The 14,629-nt window shown below is 72.0% G+C and carries 18 protein-coding genes and 1 tRNA gene; 11 read left to right on the top strand and 8 right to left on the bottom strand.

The window, feature by feature from the left end:
- Positions 1 to 112 precede the first annotated feature (112 nt).
- The 4 genes from BJ959_RS05385 to BJ959_RS05370 all read right to left on the bottom strand — a co-directional run bounded on the left by BJ959_RS05385 (position 113) and on the right by BJ959_RS05370 (position 2,748).
- On the bottom strand, positions 113 to 1,195 hold the full coding sequence (locus BJ959_RS05385; RefSeq protein ID WP_183321837.1) for an IS110 family RNA-guided transposase: 1,083 nt from the start codon (positions 1,193 to 1,195) through the stop codon (positions 113 to 115).
- Between the two features lie 109 nt (positions 1,196 to 1,304).
- On the bottom strand, positions 1,305 to 1,727 hold the full coding sequence (gene mscL / locus BJ959_RS05380; RefSeq protein ID WP_153983054.1) for a large conductance mechanosensitive channel protein MscL: 423 nt from the start codon (positions 1,725 to 1,727) through the stop codon (positions 1,305 to 1,307).
- A gap of 47 nt (positions 1,728 to 1,774) precedes the next feature.
- Positions 1,775 to 2,062 carry an FmdB family zinc ribbon protein gene (locus BJ959_RS05375; protein ID WP_153983053.1) on the bottom strand — a complete coding sequence of 96 codons (288 nt, stop codon included), beginning with the start codon at positions 2,060 to 2,062 and terminating at the stop codon, positions 1,775 to 1,777.
- A 92-nt stretch (positions 2,063 to 2,154) separates the two neighbouring features.
- Complete coding sequence (locus BJ959_RS05370) at positions 2,155 to 2,748, bottom strand: 5-formyltetrahydrofolate cyclo-ligase (protein ID WP_153983052.1); 594 nt, start codon at positions 2,746 to 2,748, stop codon at positions 2,155 to 2,157.
- 37 nt (positions 2,749 to 2,785) lie between these two features.
- Here BJ959_RS05370 and galU point away from each other — a divergent pair, with 37 nt between their 5' ends.
- Positions 2,786 to 3,676 carry a UTP--glucose-1-phosphate uridylyltransferase GalU gene (gene galU, locus BJ959_RS05365; RefSeq protein WP_153983051.1) on the top strand — a complete coding sequence of 297 codons (891 nt, stop codon included), beginning with the start codon at positions 2,786 to 2,788 and terminating at the stop codon, positions 3,674 to 3,676.
- Positions 3,677 to 3,680: 4 nt separating this feature from the next.
- Positions 3,681 to 4,340 carry a GNAT family N-acetyltransferase gene (locus BJ959_RS05360; RefSeq protein ID WP_153983050.1) on the top strand — a complete coding sequence of 220 codons (660 nt, stop codon included), beginning with the start codon at positions 3,681 to 3,683 and terminating at the stop codon, positions 4,338 to 4,340.
- Here BJ959_RS05360 and BJ959_RS05355 read toward each other — a convergent pair.
- On the bottom strand, positions 4,337 to 5,032 hold the full coding sequence (locus BJ959_RS05355; protein WP_153983049.1) for a hypothetical protein: 696 nt from the start codon (positions 5,030 to 5,032) through the stop codon (positions 4,337 to 4,339). The two genes, BJ959_RS05360 and BJ959_RS05355, sit on opposite strands and share 4 nt — an antisense overlap.
- 70 nt (positions 5,033 to 5,102) lie before the next feature.
- Here BJ959_RS05355 and BJ959_RS05350 point away from each other — a divergent pair, with 70 nt between their 5' ends.
- The 5 genes from BJ959_RS05350 to BJ959_RS05330 all read left to right on the top strand — a co-directional run bounded on the left by BJ959_RS05350 (position 5,103) and on the right by BJ959_RS05330 (position 7,675).
- Entirely contained in the window at positions 5,103 to 6,017 is a 915-nt protein-coding gene (locus tag BJ959_RS05350; RefSeq protein WP_153983048.1) for a hypothetical protein, read from the top strand.
- Between the two features lie 84 nt (positions 6,018 to 6,101).
- Positions 6,102 to 6,174: transfer RNA gene (locus tag BJ959_RS05345), tRNA-Ala, on the top strand.
- Positions 6,175 to 6,211: 37 nt separating this feature from the next.
- Positions 6,212 to 7,222, top strand: a complete 1,011-nt coding sequence (locus tag BJ959_RS05340; RefSeq protein WP_153983047.1) for a squalene cyclase — start codon at positions 6,212 to 6,214, stop codon at positions 7,220 to 7,222.
- Between the two features lie 38 nt (positions 7,223 to 7,260).
- Positions 7,261 to 7,458: a hypothetical protein gene (locus tag BJ959_RS05335; protein WP_153983046.1), complete on the top strand. Its 198-nt coding sequence runs from the start codon at positions 7,261 to 7,263 to the stop codon at positions 7,456 to 7,458.
- Positions 7,459 to 7,471: 13 nt separating this feature from the next.
- Positions 7,472 to 7,675 carry a hypothetical protein gene (locus BJ959_RS05330; protein ID WP_153983045.1) on the top strand — a complete coding sequence of 68 codons (204 nt, stop codon included), beginning with the start codon at positions 7,472 to 7,474 and terminating at the stop codon, positions 7,673 to 7,675.
- 238 nt (positions 7,676 to 7,913) lie between these two features.
- On the opposite strand, the gene BJ959_RS05325 is transcribed toward BJ959_RS05330, so the two are convergent.
- A complete protein-coding gene (locus BJ959_RS05325; RefSeq protein ID WP_153983044.1) occupies positions 7,914 to 9,386 on the bottom strand; it encodes a phytoene desaturase family protein in 1,473 nt (490 codons plus the stop codon).
- Positions 9,387 to 9,438: 52 nt separating this feature from the next.
- On the opposite strand from BJ959_RS05325, the gene BJ959_RS05320 reads away from it, so the two are divergent.
- The 3 genes from BJ959_RS05320 to BJ959_RS05310 all read left to right on the top strand — a co-directional run bounded on the left by BJ959_RS05320 (position 9,439) and on the right by BJ959_RS05310 (position 12,684).
- On the top strand, positions 9,439 to 11,823 hold the full coding sequence (locus BJ959_RS05320; RefSeq protein WP_153983043.1) for an ATP-binding cassette domain-containing protein: 2,385 nt from the start codon (positions 9,439 to 9,441) through the stop codon (positions 11,821 to 11,823).
- Between the two features lie 72 nt (positions 11,824 to 11,895).
- Entirely contained in the window at positions 11,896 to 12,084 is a 189-nt protein-coding gene (locus BJ959_RS05315) for a hypothetical protein (protein WP_047566642.1), read from the top strand.
- A gap of 66 nt (positions 12,085 to 12,150) precedes the next feature.
- The gene (locus BJ959_RS05310) at positions 12,151 to 12,684 is read left to right on the top strand and encodes a YbaK/EbsC family protein (RefSeq protein ID WP_153983042.1); all 534 of its coding nucleotides are present in this window, start codon (positions 12,151 to 12,153) and stop codon (positions 12,682 to 12,684) included.
- 38 nt (positions 12,685 to 12,722) lie between these two features.
- On the opposite strand, the gene BJ959_RS05305 is transcribed toward BJ959_RS05310, so the two are convergent.
- Both BJ959_RS05305 and BJ959_RS05300 read right to left on the bottom strand, forming a co-directional pair.
- The gene (locus BJ959_RS05305; RefSeq protein WP_153983041.1) at positions 12,723 to 13,283 is read right to left on the bottom strand and encodes a hypothetical protein; all 561 of its coding nucleotides are present in this window, start codon (positions 13,281 to 13,283) and stop codon (positions 12,723 to 12,725) included.
- 5 nt (positions 13,284 to 13,288) lie between these two features.
- Positions 13,289 to 13,588 (bottom strand): Dabb family protein, encoded by a 300-nt coding sequence (locus BJ959_RS05300; RefSeq protein WP_153983040.1) that lies wholly within the window; start codon positions 13,586 to 13,588, stop codon positions 13,289 to 13,291.
- 40 nt (positions 13,589 to 13,628) lie between these two features.
- Here BJ959_RS05300 and BJ959_RS05295 point away from each other — a divergent pair, with 40 nt between their 5' ends.
- Positions 13,629 to 14,612: a TIGR00341 family protein gene (locus BJ959_RS05295; RefSeq protein ID WP_153983039.1), complete on the top strand. Its 984-nt coding sequence runs from the start codon at positions 13,629 to 13,631 to the stop codon at positions 14,610 to 14,612.
- The last annotated feature ends 17 nt before the right edge of the window (positions 14,613 to 14,629 follow it).

The following is a 14,629-nucleotide window of genomic DNA, read 5'->3' as shown; positions in this document are numbered from 1 at the left end:
TCTAGGATCGAGCGTCGCCTGCCCTTCGGGCGGGCTGCTCATAGCTGTTCCGCGGGTCGCTCCTCGCGCTGCCGTCACCTGCCGTCTGAACCGACCGGTCAGGGGGCCCAGGTCAGTCGGGCATCACAGCCAGGGACCAGCACCAGCCGGCGAGCTCGCGGGCGATGGCGACGTTCGCGATCGTGGGCCGCTTCTTGCGTGCGGTGAAGTGCTGCCATTTCTGATGCAGGCGCCGGTTGCCGTCGTCGCCGCGGGACACGGCGAGGCTGGGCGCGGCAGCCCACCGGGCCTGCATCACCGCTCCGGGCCGATAGGGTTTGCGGTGATGCCAGGCGGCCTCGACCAGCAGGCGGCGGGCGTGAGTGTTGCCGGTCTTGGTGATCGAGCCTTGCGAGCGTGACTGTCCGGAGGAGTGCTCTGAGGGCACCAGCCCGACGAACGCGCCGATGCTGGATCCGGTGAAGCGCTCCCAGTTGCCGATCTCGACCGCGAGGCCGAACCCGGTCAAGGTCGAGATCCCGCGCAAGCACCCCAGGCGTCGCACCACGGGCGCGTAGTTGCTGGTCGCGGCCATCTGCTCGATGATCGCGTCGAGTCGGTCTTTGCGGGCGCGCACCTGCTGCACTGCTTCGTAGTCGGCATCGAACGCGGCCTGCAGTCCGGGATGGTCGAACCTTTGCCGGCGCAGCCAGGCATCATGCGCGCCGGTCCACGCCTGCTTGCCGTCATAGATGATCCCGTGGCGCAACAGCAGCTTCGAGAGCCGATGCCGTGCAGCCATCAGCTCACCCCGATTGTCCTCTCGTGCTCGCACCAGGTCGCGTGCGGTTTCCTGCTCGATCGTGGGCACGGCAACCGCGACGATCTCTCCCAGTCGCAGCAGTCTTGCCAAATGCATCGCGTCCCTGGCGTCGGTCTTGACTCGCTCCCCGACCGGGCGCTGCAACTTCGACGGCGCCGCCACGAGGCACTCGATGCCTGCGGCGGTGAACAAGCGGGCCAGAGCGAACCCGGTCGGCCCGGCCTCATACGTCACCGCTGCCGGCTGCGGCAGGCTCCGCACCCACTCCAGCACTGCCGCGGGGTCGTAGCCGAAACGGTGACGGATCACTTCCCCAGTGTCCTCGTCGATCGCGCATCCCACGACGCTGCGGGCGTGCACGTCCAGACCGACGCTCGTACGCTGGATTCTCAACTGGGGCCTCCATTCGCCTGGTGGACAGGCCAGCCCTCAACGGCTGGCAACCCACGAATACGCGAATCGAGGCCCCAGCCTCAAGAACCAGACCGAAGACCCATATCGTCTAGGCCGCGGCGTCGCGCTTCCCGAGCAGGTCGCGGATCTCCGCGAGCAGCTCGAGCTCGGTCGGAGGCGTGGGCTCCGCATCCGTCTCGCCGGCCCGCCGCTTCTTCTCGGCGACCCTCCGCAGGTGGTTCATCGGCGCGACCAGAGCGACGTAGACGACGGCCGCGATGATGAGGAAGTTCAGCACGGCCCCGAGCACCGCGCCGAAGTAGAGCACGGCCTCGCCGCCCGAGACGGTCGGGATCACGACCGGCAGCGCCTTCTCGAGGGTCGCCGCGTTGAACAGCGCCCCGATCGCCGGGTTGATGACGCCAGTGACGATGGCGTTCACGACGCCCGTGAAGGCGGCTCCGATGACGACGGCCACGGCGAGGTCGATGACGTTGCCGCGCAGGATGAATTCACGAAAACCCTTGAGCATGCGTCGATGCTAGGCCCGGACCACGGGCCAGGGCCATGGGCCCCCGTTCAGGCGCTGGTCGCGGCGGGGGCGGCGGATGCGGAGCTCGAGCTGCCCGAGCCCGACGAGCCCGATGCCCCCGAGCCGGACGAGCCCGACCCGGAGCCGGTCGACCCGGACGACCGGCTGTCGGTGCGGTAGAAGCCGGAGCCGTTGAAGGTGACGCCGACGGCCGAGAAGATCTTGCGCAGCCGGCCCTGGCACGACGGGCACTCGGTGAGCGCGTCGTCGGTGAAGGCCTGCTGGATGTCGAACGCCGTCGAGCATTCGGTGCAGCGGTACGAGTACGTGGGCATCGTGAAAACCTCCGTCCTCCAGGATACGGGGCGCGCAGTATCGGCCCGACCGGGGCCGGGCCAGCCGAAGCGGTGCTCAGCCGAAGCGGTGCTCAGTCGAAGCGGAGGATGCCCGACGGCGTGACGACCCCGTCGACGCCCTGATCGTGCGCCTCGCGCGGCAGCGCGTCGTGCACCTCGCTGTCGTAGACGACGGCGAACACCGGCGGGCGGCGGTCCATCGAGCCGAGCGTCTTGTCGAAGTACCCGCGCCCCCAGCCCAGGCGCATGCCCGAGCGGTCGACGGCGGCGGCGGGCACGAGCAGCAGCCCGACGTCGTTCACGGCGATCGGGCCCAGCAGCTCGGTCGTGGGCACGGGCATCCCGATGACGTCGAGACCCTCGTCGTCGCTGTCGTAGGGGGCCCAGTCGAGCAGGCCGTCATCGCGCGAGACCGGCAGCAGCACGCGGATCCCCTGCTCCACCGCCCAGCTCAGGAACGGCCGGGTCTCCGGCTCGTCGCGGGTCGCGAGGTAACACGACAGGGCGCTCGGCCCGAGGGTCGAGGTGAGCGCGATCAGCTGGCGCGTCAGACCCTCGGTGGCGGCGTCGCGCTCGTGCTGCGAGCGGATCCGCCGCCGCTCGCGCAGCTCGGCGCGCAGCGCCCGCTTCTCGGCGATCGGGTCGCTGTCGCGCTGCGGGGCCATGATGCCCATCGTAGAGCCGCCCCGATACGCTGGGGCCATGACCCAGCGTTTGACGAAGGCCGTCATCCCGGCTGCGGGGCTCGGAACCCGGTTCCTCCCGGCAACGAAGGCGATGCCGAAGGAGATGCTGCCGGTCGTCGACAAGCCGGCCATCCAGTACGTGGTCGAGGAGGCCGTCGCCGCCGGTCTCACCGACGTCCTGATGATCACCGGCCGCAACAAGAACGCCCTCGAGAACCACTTCGATCGCGTCGGCGAGCTCGAGGCGACGCTCGAGGCCAAGGGCGACACCGAGAAGCTCGCCAAGGTCGAGTACTCGACCGGACTCGCTGACATGCACTACGTGCGGCAGGGCGACCCGCTCGGGCTCGGCCACGCGGTGCTGCGGGCGCACATGCACGTCGGGCGCGAGCCCTTCGCGGTGCTGCTCGGCGACGACATCATCGACCCGGGTGATCCGCTGCTCGACCGCATGATCGCGGTGCAGGAGCAGCGGCAGACGAGCGTCATCGCCCTCATGGAGGTCGATTCCGCGCAGGCGCATCTCTATGGGGTCGCGACGGTCGAGCCGACCGACGAGCCCGACGTCGTGCGCGTCACGAGCCTGGTCGAGAAGCCTGCCCCCGGCACTGCGCCGTCGAACCTGGCCGTCATCGGCCGGTACGTGCTGCGGCCCGAGATCTTCGACATCCTCGAGCACACGCAGCCCGGCAAGGGCGGCGAGATCCAGCTGACGGATGCCCTCCTCGAGCTGGCCGGTGACACCGAGCACGGCGGCGTCTACGGGGTGGTGTTCCGCGGTCGCCGGTACGACACCGGCGACCGCCTCGACTACATCAAGGCGATCGTGCAGCTCGCGGTCGAGCGCGACGACCTGGGCCCGGAGCTGCGCCCCTGGTTGCGGCAGTTCGCCTCGAGCCTGGACTAGACGCGTGGCGAGCATCCCGACCCTGCGCGACGGGGCGACCGTTCTTCGGCCGATCCGCGTGCGCGACGCCCGGGCGCTCGAAGGCGAGCTCATCGCCTCGCGCGCGTGGCTGCGGCCCTGGGAGGCCACGAGCCCGCAGGCGCCGCTGTCGTGGGACACGAAGGCGAGCATCCGCAGCCTGCTGGCGGCCGCGCGTGCCGGAACGGGCCTGCCCTTCATCATCGAGACGGAGGGGCGGCTCGCCGGTCAGCTCAACGTGAGCGGCATGACCTTCGGCTCGCTCGCCTCGGCGACGATCGGCTACTGGGTGGGCGCGGGCTTCGCCGGGCGCGGTCTGACGCCCACGGCCGTGGCGCTGGCCACCGACCACGTGTTCTTCACGGTCGGCCTGCACCGCATGGAGATCTGCATCCGGCCCGAGAACGCTCCCTCACTGCGCGTGGTCGAGAAGCTCGGCTTCCGGTACGAGGGGCTTCGGCGGCGGTACATCCACATCAACGGCGACTGGCGCGACCACTTCTGCTTCGCGCTGACCGTCGAGGAGGTGCCGCAGGGCGTGCTGCAGCGTTGGCGGTCAGGGCGCGTGCCTCCCGGCGCGGCGGCGGTCCCGGAGATCGACCAGATCGCCGCGCGCCGGGGGCTCAGCCTCCCGCCGGCCCGCTAGACCCAGGTCACGGGCACGGTCAGCATGAGGCCGCCCGCGAAGATGAAGATCGCGGCCCCGATGCCGATGAGCGCGTACTGCACGCGGCGGCTACGTACCACGGCCGCGACACCGAGCAGGAACAACGAGATCGCCATGAGCACGGTCGTCAGCGTCAGCCAGTCGCCGCGCGCGTCGAGCTCGTCGGCCTGCGCGGTCAGCGCCACGGCCTCCTCGCTCTTCTCGCCGTAGGCGCCGAACAGCACGTTCTGGTACTCCTCGTCATCGAGGGGGCTCGTGTAGAACTCCGGGTCGGCGGCGTTCGCGGCGGCGGCGCGCTCGATGGCCGCACCGAAGTGCTCGCTCACGGCCACGAAGAACAGCGCGTCGTACGTCTCGGCAGCGAGGGCCGAGGTCGCCGCGTCTCCGAAGTCGATCTGCGCCTGCAGCTCGGTGAGGCGGGCGAGGGTCTGGGCGTCCTGCACGTACTCCTGGTTGCCCTCGAGGTAGAGCGATTCGGCTTCTGCCGTCGCACTCTGCGACTGCGAGAGGGCCTTCGCGGTCTGGCCGTCGTACAGCGCGGCCTGGAAGGAGACCCAGGCGGTCGCGACGGAGACGATGCCGAGCAGGATCACGATGACCAGCTCGGTGTTGCTGAACAGTCGGGTGAGGGGAGTGGCGGGGGCGGATGAAGCGGTTTCGGGAGTGGTCACGATGTCGGAGTGTACAGACACTCCGCGACCTTCCCGGGCCGCGCGGGTCGCGCCTCGTACGGTGGGCGGCATGGAGACCACGGGTGGCGGCACGGCGGTGCTCATCGCCCTCGCCGCGGTGCTGTGGCTGGTCTACCTGGTGCCGATCTGGCGCCGCCGCCGCGAGTACCTGGCGACCGAGCGCAACGCGATCCGGCTGCAGCAGACGCTGCGCATCATGGCCCACGCCGCCGAGGTGCCCGAGGCGGTGCGCGCCGAGCTGACCGCCCGCGACGTCGCCGCCCAGCAGCGCTCGCTCGCGGCCCGTCAGCGCGAGCTCGCCGCCATCGAGCGCGCCCGTGAGGCCGCCGCGCAGCGTGCTCTGCGGGCGCGGCTCGCCGAGTCGGCGCCGGGCCTCATGGCCGAGATGGACGCCGCCCGCCGGGGTCAGCGCCGCCTGCGCCACACCCGCGCCCTCACCTCGCTGACGACCCTGCTCGCGCTGGTGGGCGTCGCGATCGCGGTCGCGAGCGGCGCCTGGGCGTGGTCGGGTTTCGCCGCCTTCGTCGCGGTCAGCGGCGGGATGCTGCTCTCGAGCCTGGCGCGCGCGCAGCGCCGCCGCACCGGGGCGGTGGCGCGCACCGCTTCGCCCTCGTTCGTCGACCTCGCGCCGGAGGCCCCGCGCGTGCCGACGGCCGCGCGCCGGGAGTGGACGCCCGTGCCCCTGCCCAAGCCCACCTACCTCAGCGCGCCCGTCGTGCCGGCGGGTGCCGCGGCCCCCGCGCTCGACCATGCGGCCGCTCTCGCCGCAGCGGCGGCCGAGGCCGAGCGCGCTCAGCGCGCGGCGGCATCGCTTGGCGCGCCCTCCCGAACGTCGGACGGGACGGAGCGGGAGGTCGAGCAGCCGGCGGCGAGCCGCTTCGCTCGCATGGGCGTGATCGAGGGGCTGCCGGGGCGCGCTCCCGACCTGGACGAGGTGCTGCAGCGGCGGCGGGCCGCGGGCTGAGCATCCCGGCCCCATGGTCGCCGGCGCGGGCGGTCGCGCGTTTCGAGGCACCCCTGCCGCGGTGGTAATGTGGTCGAGCCGTACGGGCCTGTGGCGCAGTTGGTAGCGCGCTTCGTTCGCAATGAAGAGGTCAGGGGTTCGAATCCCCTCAGGTCCACCCCGTTCCCGTCTGATGTCGGCGCTACGCTCGCGGCATGACCACCCCGCCTCCCTCCGACGCCGTGCTGCAGTGGATGCTCGACACCGACCCGGCGCTGCGCTGGCAGGTCGAGCGCGATCTGCTCGATGAGCCGCCCGCCGTCTGGGAGGCGACGCGGGCCCGCGTTGCGACCGAGGGGATGGGGGCGCGCCTGCTCGCGCACCAGGATGCCGACGGGCAGTGGGCGGGCGGCGCGTACTTTCCGGCCGACTTCGACTTCGACGGGCCCGAAGCGGCCGAGGGTGCGGGCCAGCCGTGGACGGCCACGACCTGGTCGCTCAACACCCTGCGCGACTGGGGGCTCGACGCCCCGGCGCTCGCCGGTACTGCGGGGAAGCTCGCCGCGAACGCGCGCTGGGAGTACGACGACCTGCCCTACTGGGGCGGCGAGGTCGACGCGTGCATCAACGGCTTCACGCTGGCCAACGGCGCCTGGCTCGGCAGCGCGGGCCCGCGCGATGCGGCCGCGGCCGACGTCTCGGCGATCGCGCGCTGGTTCGCCGAGCACCAGCTGCCCGACGGCGGCTGGAACTGCGAGTGGGTCGAGGGCTCGGTGCGGTCGAGCTTCCACTCGACGCTCAACGCGCTGAAGGGCATCCTCGACTGGGAGGAGCGCACCGGCGACGACAGTCTGCGCGCGGTGCGGCACACGGCGCAGGAGTACCTGCTGAGTCGACGGATGCTCTACCGCGCGTCGACCGGCGAGCACGTCGGCCCGTGGGTCGAGTACTTCGGCTACCCGTTCCGGCACGTGTACACGGCGCTCACCGCGTGCGACTACCTGCGACGGGCATCCCTGCACGACGGGGTCGCGCCCGACGAGCGCGCGGCCGACGCGATCGGGATCATCCGGGCCGCCCAGAACCCCGATGGCCGCTGGATGCAGCAGCGCCACTACCCGGGCCGCGTCTGGTTCGCGCTCGACGTGCCCGTCGGCGAACCGTCCCCGTGGCTGACCTTCCACGCGCTGCGGGTGCTGCGGTGGTGGGACGAGACTGTGCGCTGAACCTGACCCGTCGGGCATCGCGGCCGCATACTGACCGCATGACTTTCGCGTTGCATGCTCTCGCCGCGTCGGTGATCGCCGTCGCCCTCGTCGGGTGCGCGCAGCCCTCTCCCGGCGGCGCTACCGCGACGTGGCGGCTTGCGCCGGGTGCCGAACCGGATGCGGCGGCCACGTCGATCGACGTTCTTGTCACACGACTGGACTGCAACAACGGCCTGACCGGGACGGATCGATGATCCGACGGTCGAGGTGCTCGCCAGCGAGGTGGTGATCACGATCACGGTGAGTCCCGGGCCGCCCGAGGCCGCCGATTGCCGGGGCAACGACGAGGTTCTCGCGACCGTGCGTCTGCCGCAGCCGCTCGGCGACCGTCCGCTCGTGGACGGCGCGTGCCGCACGACGAAGGCGAGCTCGACCGTCTTCTGCGAATCGGAGGTCCGTTTCGCGCCCTAGGAGACGCGGAGCTCCGGGGTGACTTCCAGAACTGCGGATCAACCTGAAGACGGTTCGGTCTCATCCGCAGATCTGGAAGGTGCTGTGCACAGGGCAGCGGTGCACACAGCGGCCGCGCACAGAACGGCCGTGCACAGAGCAGCCGTGCACAGGGCAGCCGTGCACAGAACAGCGGCGCGGGGACAACGGCCCACGACGATCCGACGCAACCAGCCGTCGATCGCGCGGAGACGGGCCCCTACGCGCTTTCTCCCGAGCGCGCGCCGAGCCGGGCGAGCGCCGCACCCGCGGCGTTCCAGCCGCCCATGCCGTGCACTCCGCCGCCGGGCAGCGTCGACGACGAGCAGAGGTACAGCCCCGGCGCGTTCATCGCCCACGGTGTGAGCGACAGGCGCGGTCGGGCGGCGAGCTGCCGCAAGTCGGTCGCGCCGCCGCCGATGTCACCGCCGACGAGGTTGGCGTTCCACGCCTCGAGGGCGGCCGGGCCCATCGGGTGCACCGCGAGCACGCGGTCGCGGAACCCCGGCGCGACGCGCTCGAGCTGGCGCTCGAGGTGCGGCAGAGCATCCACCGGGCTGCCGTTCGGAACCCGGCAGTACGCCCACAGCGTGTGCTTGCCCACGGGCGCGCGCGTCGGGTCGGCGACGGTCGCCTGCACGGCGAGCACCCAGGGGTCGTCGACATGCCGGCCGCGGGCGGCCTCTCGCTCGGTGCGGGCGATCTGCCCGCTCGTGCCGATGTGCACGGTGCCCGCGCCCGCGAGCGCGGGGTCGGCCCACGGCACCGGGCCGTCGAGCGCCCAGTGCGCCGCGAACACGCCCGCGCCGTAGCGCCATCGCGCGAGCCGTCGCGCCTCGCGCGCGGGCAGCGCGTCGCCGGTGATCGCGAGCACCTGCCGCGGGGTGAGGTCGAGCAGCGTCACGCGCGCCGAGGGCAGCTCGGTGAGCGCGGCGACGCGGTGCCCGGTGCGCAGTTCGCCGCCGGCCGCGCGCAGCCGCGCGACGAGGGCGTCGGCGACCCGCTGCGACCCGCCGCGAGCGACCGGCCAGCCGACGCCGTGCGCGAGCCCGCCGAGCATGAGCCCGATGCCGGTCGTCAGCGGCTGCGACAGCGGCACGGCGGCGTGCGCGGCGAGCCCCGCGAGCAGCGCCCGCGCCGGTTCGTCGCGCAGCACGGTGCGGCCGACGAGGGCGGCCGGCCAGACCCCGCGCACACCGAACCCGAGCAGCGCGCCCAGATCGTGCGGCGGCAGCCGGGTCGCGTCGAGCACCGAGCTGGCGAGGCCCGGCCAGTTCGCCGAGAGGCGGGCGAGCATCCCGCGCCAGGCCCGTCCGTCGCGGCCGAGCCCGTCGGCCGTCACGTCGACCGAGCGGTGCAGCAGCGCAGAGCGACCGGCGTCGATCGCGTGGCCGAGTGGCGTGGGCGGATGCACGAGCTCGAGCGCGGCGCGACCGTCGGGCCCGGGCTCCGTCAGCGCGAGCGCCCGCATCGCCGGCGACGCCAGACCGAGCGCGTGCACGGTCGCGCCGAGGTCGTGCACGAACCCGGGCAGGGTCACCTCGGCGCTGCGCAGCCCGCCGCCCGCCTGCTCGGCTGCCTCGAGCACGAGCACCCGCAGGCCCGCCTCGGCGAGCCGTACCGCCGCGACCAGCCCGTTCGGGCCGGCACCGACCACGACCGCGTCGACCTCGGGGGTGCGGGATGCGCGCATGCGTTGATGATGCCGCATCGCCCTGCGCCGCTCCCTGCGCCAGACTGTGCGGATGACCGACCCGCACCCCGCCGACCCGCACCCCGCCGACACCCACGACACCATCCGGGTGCGCGGGGCGCGGGAGAACAACCTGCGCGACGTGAGCGTCGACATCCCGAAGCGGCGGCTCACCGTGTTCACCGGGGTGAGCGGCTCGGGCAAGTCGAGCCTCGTCTTCTCGACCATCGCCGCCGAGTCGCAGCGCATGATCAACGAGACCTACAGCGCCTTCGTGCAGAACTTCATGCCGAGCCTCGCACGCCCCGACGTCGATGTGCTCGAGGGGCTGACCACGGCGATCATCGTCGACCAGGAGCGCATGGGAGCGAACTCCCGCTCGACGGTCGGCACGGCCACCGATGCCAACGCGATGCTGCGCGTGCTCTTCAGCCGCCTGGGCGACCCGTACATCGGCCCGCCCAACGCGTTCTCGTTCAACGTGCCCACCACCAAGGTCAGCGGTGAGCGCGAGAGCGCCACCGGCGAGCGCACGGTCATCGAGAACGAGGTGTACCTCGGCGGCATGTGCCCGCGGTGCGAGGGCATGGGCAGCGTGAGCGACATCGACCTCGACCAGCTCGTCGACCGCAGCAAGAGCCTCAGCCAGGGTGCCATCACGGTGCCCGGCTACACGCCCGACGGCTGGATGGTGCGCATCTTCACCGAATCGGGCATCGTCGCCGCCGACGTGCCGGTGCGCGACTTCAGTGCCGAGATGCTCAACGACTTCCTCTACAAGGAGCCGACCAAGGTCAAGGTCGCGGGCATCAACATGACGTACGAGGGGCTCGTGCCCCGCATCCAGAAATCGATGCTCAGCAAGGATGTCGAGGCGATGCAGCCGCACATCCGGGCTTTCGTCGAGCGTGCCGTGACGTTCACCGCCTGCCCCGACTGCGGCGGCACGCGGCTCGCCGAACCGGCCCGCCGCTCGCGCATCGCCGGCGTCAGCATCGCCGAGGCCTGCGCCATGCAGATCAGCGACCTCGCCGCGTGGGTCGCCGCGATCGACGCGCCCGGCGTCGGCCCGCTCGTCGAAACGCTGCGCCGCACCCTCGACTCGTTCGTCGAGATCGGCCTCGGCTACCTCAGCCTCGACCGACCGGCCGGCACGCTCTCGGGGGGCGAGGCGCAGCGCACCAAGATGATCCGGCACCTCGGCTCGTCGCTCACCGACATCACCTACGTCTTCGACGAGCCGACCGTCGGGCTGCACCCGCACGACATCCAGCGCATGAACGAGCTGCTGCTGCGCCTGCGCGACCAGGGCAACACCGTGCTCGTCGTCGAGCACAAGCCCGAGGCGATCGCGATCGCCGACCACGTCGTCGACCTCGGCCCCGGCGCGGGCTCGGCGGGCGGCGAGATCGTCTACACGGGCACCCTTGCCGGCCTGCGCGCGAGCGGCACCCTCACCGGCCGGCACCTCGACGATCGCGCGGCCCTCAAGCCCGCGGTGCGCACGCCGTCGGGGGCGATCAGCGTGCGGGGAGCATCCGCCAACAACTTGCAGGGCGTCGACGTCGACGTGCCGCTCGGCGTTCTCGTCGTCGTCACGGGCGTCGCAGGCTCGGGCAAGAGCTCGCTCATCCACGGCGAGGTCGTGCTCGATGGCGGCGCGCCGCGCGAGGGGGTCGTGGCGGTCGACCAGAGCGCCATCCGCGGCTCGCGCCGCAGCAACCCCGCCACCTACACCGGCATGCTCGAGCCGATCCGCAAGGCCTTCGCGAAGGCCAACGGCGTGAAGCCGGCGCTGTTCAGCGCGAACTCCGAGGGCGCCTGCCCGTCGTGCAACGGCGCCGGCGTCATCGACACCGATCTCGGGATGCTCGCCACCGTCTCCACGCCCTGCGACGACTGCGGCGGCCGCCGCTTCCAGGCCTCCGTGCTCGAGTACCGCCTGGGCGGCGCCAGCATCACCGACGTGCTGTCGATGCCCGTGAGCGAGGCGGTGCAGTTCTTCGGCGCGGGGGAGGCGCGCGTGCCCGCCGCGCACGCCATCCTCGAGCGGCTCGTTGACGTCGGCCTCGGCTACCTCACCATCGGGCAGCCGCTCTCGACCTTGTCGGGCGGTGAGCGGCAGCGGCTCAAGCTCGCCATGGCGATGGCCGACACCGGGCGGGTGCTCGTGCTCGACGAGCCGACGACGGGCCTGCATCTCGCCGACGTCGAGCAGCTGCTCGCCATGCTCGACCGGCTCGTCGATCGCGGCACCTCGGTGATCGTCATCGAGCACCACCAGGCCGTCATGGCCCACGCCGACTGGATCATCGACCTCGGCCCGGGGGCCGGTCACGACGGCGGGCGCATCGTCTTCGAGGGCACGCCCGCCGAGCTGGTCGCCGCGCGGTCGACGCTCACCGGCGAGCACCTGGCGCAGTACGTCGGGGGTTAACCCCCTCCCGAGGGCGGCGCGCCGCGCACTAGCCTGAGGCGACCGCAGCAGAACCCGACCCGGGAGGCCACCATGGCAGGCAAGGCAGTGCAGCAGGGCGCGACGTGGGGCTTCGCCGGCCTCCTCGCGTACATCGGCGCCGCGATCTACTTCATCGGGCAGAGCGACGGCAGCTTCTGGGGCGTCATCCTCGGCCTGCTTCAGGCGATCGTCTGGCCGGCCTACGCCGTGTACGGCGGGCTCACCGCCCTCGGCGTGTGAATTGATGGCTGCGCCGCATCGATGGCTGCACCGCTCCTGCGGCGCAGCAGGCACGAGACTGGGGGCATGACCACCTTCGGCACGCTCGCCCTCGCGCCCGCCTCCGCCCACCCCGAGCTGCTCGCTCCGCCGGTGCGCGACTTCCTGGCCGCGCACCCCGACGAGCGGGTGCTGGTGGGAGCGATCGACGCCGAGCTCGCCGACACCGCGGCGTTCTGCGTGCACTACGCCATCGACCCCTCCGCCGGCGCGAACTGCGTCGTCGTCGAGGCGAAGCGCGGCGAGGTGCGGACGCTCGCGGCCTGCCTCATCCGGGGAAGCGACCGCATCGATGTGAACGGGGCGGTGCGGCGGATGCTCGACGCGCGTCGGGCATCCTTCGCGCCCCTCGACCTCGTGATCGAGGTGACCGGCATGGAGTACGGCGGCGTGACCCCGCTCGGCCTCCCGGCCGACTGGCCGATCCTCGTCGACGAGGCCGTCGCGGCGAGCGGACCGCTCATCGTGGGTGCGGGCATCCGCGGGGCCAAGCTGCTGGTGACCGGCGAGTACCTCGCGGGCCTGCCGGGTGCGCGGGTGGTCCCGATCGCGCAGGGTTGAACGCCGCATCCCGCGCGTGCGTCGACCGGCCGGGTCGGTCAGTGCGCGAAGAGCACCTTGAGCACGACGACGACTGCGCACGCGATCGCGAGGCTCAGCCCGCCCGAGAGGGTGCGCCAGGTCGGCCGCCGCCCGCTGAGCCGCTCGACGAGGAAGCCGATGAGCGCGATGCGGCCGACGACCCAGACCGCCGCCACCAGCTGCGCGAGCTGCGTGGGCACGATGTCGAGCGTCGCGATCAGCAGGATGACCGCCGGCACGACACCCGAGACGAGGATTGGCAGAGCGTCGCGCATCTCGTGCCGCACGTGCGGCCGATGCGCGTGGCGCTCGCGCCCGAGTTGCTGCCCCACGGTGTGGGCGAGGATGTGCGCGACGTACGTCGTGATCGCCGTCGTCCCCACGAGCAGCGCGGCCTCGCCGCCCACGATCGACTTGCCGGTGGCGACCACGATGGCCGCGAGCACGAGGATGTTGCCGTAGATGTACGCCGCGAGGCGCAACCGCAGGCGCTCGATGCCGAGCTCCTCGCCCGGCTTGGCGATCATCCAGCCGGGCATCCGCGGGGTCGTGACGACCTCCTCCGATGCCGCGCTCATGTCCGTCAGATCGAGTAGTCGACGACCGCGCGGTCGCTGATCACCGTCGCGATGAAGGCGGCCGCCTCCTTGTGGGCGGGGTGCACCTGGTAGGCCTCGAGCGCCGCGTTGTCGTCGTGCTCCGAGACGAGGGCGACATCCCAGTGGCCGTCGACGAGGCCGAGGTCGCGGTCGACGCGAATGCTCTGGATGCCCGGAATCTGGGTCTCCAGCGCGGTCAGCCGCGCGGCGATCTCGTGGGCGTCGTCGCGGCGCTGCGCGTCGTCGTCGGCGGCCAGCTTGAACAGCACGATGTGGCGGATCATCCCTTCACTATAGAGAGCGCCGGGGGTCTAGATTCGGCCCATGGAATCGCGGTTCTCCACCCCCCAGCAGATGCGTGAGTCGGTCTTCATCGACGGGGCGGATGCGAACGCCCGGCTCTCGCGCTTCTGGCTGCTGCTCGTGCTCTCGTCGATCATCGCCGCGGCGGGCGTCGTCGCCGACTCGACGGCCGCCGTCATCGGCGCGATGATCGTGGCCCCGCTCCTCGGCCCGATTCAAGGCACGATGCTCGCGACGGTGCTCGGCGATCGCGCGAACCTGATCCGGTCGCTGCTGCTCGTGGTCTCGGGCGCCATCGCGGCGATCGCGATCGGCTACGCCATCGGGATGCTCGTCACCGGTGACGTCGTCGCCGCGACCAACACGCAGGTGGCTGGGCGGGTCAGCCCGCGCCTGATCGACCTGCTGGCCGCGCTCGGCACCGGCGTCGTCGGCTCGGTCGCGCTCGTGCGCCGCGACATCTCCGACACCCTGCCCGGTGTCGCGATCGCGATCTCGCTCGTGCCGCCGCTCACGGTCGTCGGTCTCACCCTCGAGTCGGGAGCGGTCGTCGAGGCTCTCGGCGCCTTCCTGCTGTTCGTCACGAACGTCGTGGCGATCATCGCGACGGGCATCGCCGTCATGACCGTGTACGGGGTCACGAAGCTGGCGGCGGCCGAGAAGGTCGACGGCTCGCGCCGTGCCAGCCTGCGCAAGCCCGTCGTGCTGCTGCTGTCGATGCTCATCATCATCGGCGTGCCGCTGTCGCTCACGAGCATCGAGATCGGCGCCAAGTCGATCGTCGAGCGTGCCGTGGTCGAGGTGGTGGAGGAGTGGGGCGCGGATGCCGGCTGGCGCATCCAATCGATCGACTACAGCACCACCGAGCTGACCATCCATCTCGAGGGCCCGCTGCCGCAGCCCGACACCGATGTGCTCGAGGCGGCGCTCGTCGAGCGCGGCATCGACCCGTCGACGATCACGATCGTGCTCGTGCCCGTCTACGAGGTCGAGCTCGGCGGCTGAGGCTCCGCCCCGCGCCC

Origin of the sequence: Microcella frigidaquae (genome assembly GCF_014200395.1) — a bacterium.
In the GTDB taxonomy this organism is placed as follows: Bacteria; Actinomycetota; Actinomycetes; order Actinomycetales; family Microbacteriaceae; genus Microcella; species Microcella frigidaquae.
The sequence above is the reverse complement of the archived record's forward strand: the minus strand, read 5'-3'. Positions and strand labels throughout refer to the sequence as shown.

What these genes read in the sequence shown, in the direction of transcription:
- mscL (WP_153983054.1), bottom strand. Translation starts at nt 1,727, where the DNA reads ATGCTCAAGGGTTTTCGTGAATTCATCCTGCGCGGCAACGTCATCGAC.
- BJ959_RS05375 (WP_153983053.1), bottom strand. Translation starts at nt 2,062, where the DNA reads ATGCCCACGTACTCGTACCGCTGCACCGAATGCTCGACGGCGTTCGAC.
- BJ959_RS05370 (WP_153983052.1), bottom strand. Translation starts at nt 2,748, where the DNA reads ATGGCCCCGCAGCGCGACAGCGACCCGATCGCCGAGAAGCGGGCGCTG.
- galU (WP_153983051.1), top strand. Translation starts at nt 2,786, where the DNA reads ATGACCCAGCGTTTGACGAAGGCCGTCATCCCGGCTGCGGGGCTCGGA.
- BJ959_RS05350 (WP_153983048.1), top strand. Translation starts at nt 5,103, where the DNA reads ATGGAGACCACGGGTGGCGGCACGGCGGTGCTCATCGCCCTCGCCGCG.
- BJ959_RS05340 (WP_153983047.1), top strand. Translation starts at nt 6,212, where the DNA reads ATGACCACCCCGCCTCCCTCCGACGCCGTGCTGCAGTGGATGCTCGAC.
- BJ959_RS05335 (WP_153983046.1), top strand. Translation starts at nt 7,261, where the DNA reads ATGACTTTCGCGTTGCATGCTCTCGCCGCGTCGGTGATCGCCGTCGCC.
- BJ959_RS05325 (WP_153983044.1), bottom strand. Translation starts at nt 9,386, where the DNA reads ATGCGCGCATCCCGCACCCCCGAGGTCGACGCGGTCGTGGTCGGTGCC.
- BJ959_RS05320 (WP_153983043.1), top strand. Translation starts at nt 9,439, where the DNA reads ATGACCGACCCGCACCCCGCCGACCCGCACCCCGCCGACACCCACGAC.
- BJ959_RS05315 (WP_047566642.1), top strand. Translation starts at nt 11,896, where the DNA reads ATGGCAGGCAAGGCAGTGCAGCAGGGCGCGACGTGGGGCTTCGCCGGC.
- BJ959_RS05310 (WP_153983042.1), top strand. Translation starts at nt 12,151, where the DNA reads ATGACCACCTTCGGCACGCTCGCCCTCGCGCCCGCCTCCGCCCACCCC.
- BJ959_RS05305 (WP_153983041.1), bottom strand. Translation starts at nt 13,283, where the DNA reads ATGAGCGCGGCATCGGAGGAGGTCGTCACGACCCCGCGGATGCCCGGC.
- BJ959_RS05300 (WP_153983040.1), bottom strand. Translation starts at nt 13,588, where the DNA reads ATGATCCGCCACATCGTGCTGTTCAAGCTGGCCGCCGACGACGACGCG.
- BJ959_RS05295 (WP_153983039.1), top strand. Translation starts at nt 13,629, where the DNA reads ATGGAATCGCGGTTCTCCACCCCCCAGCAGATGCGTGAGTCGGTCTTC.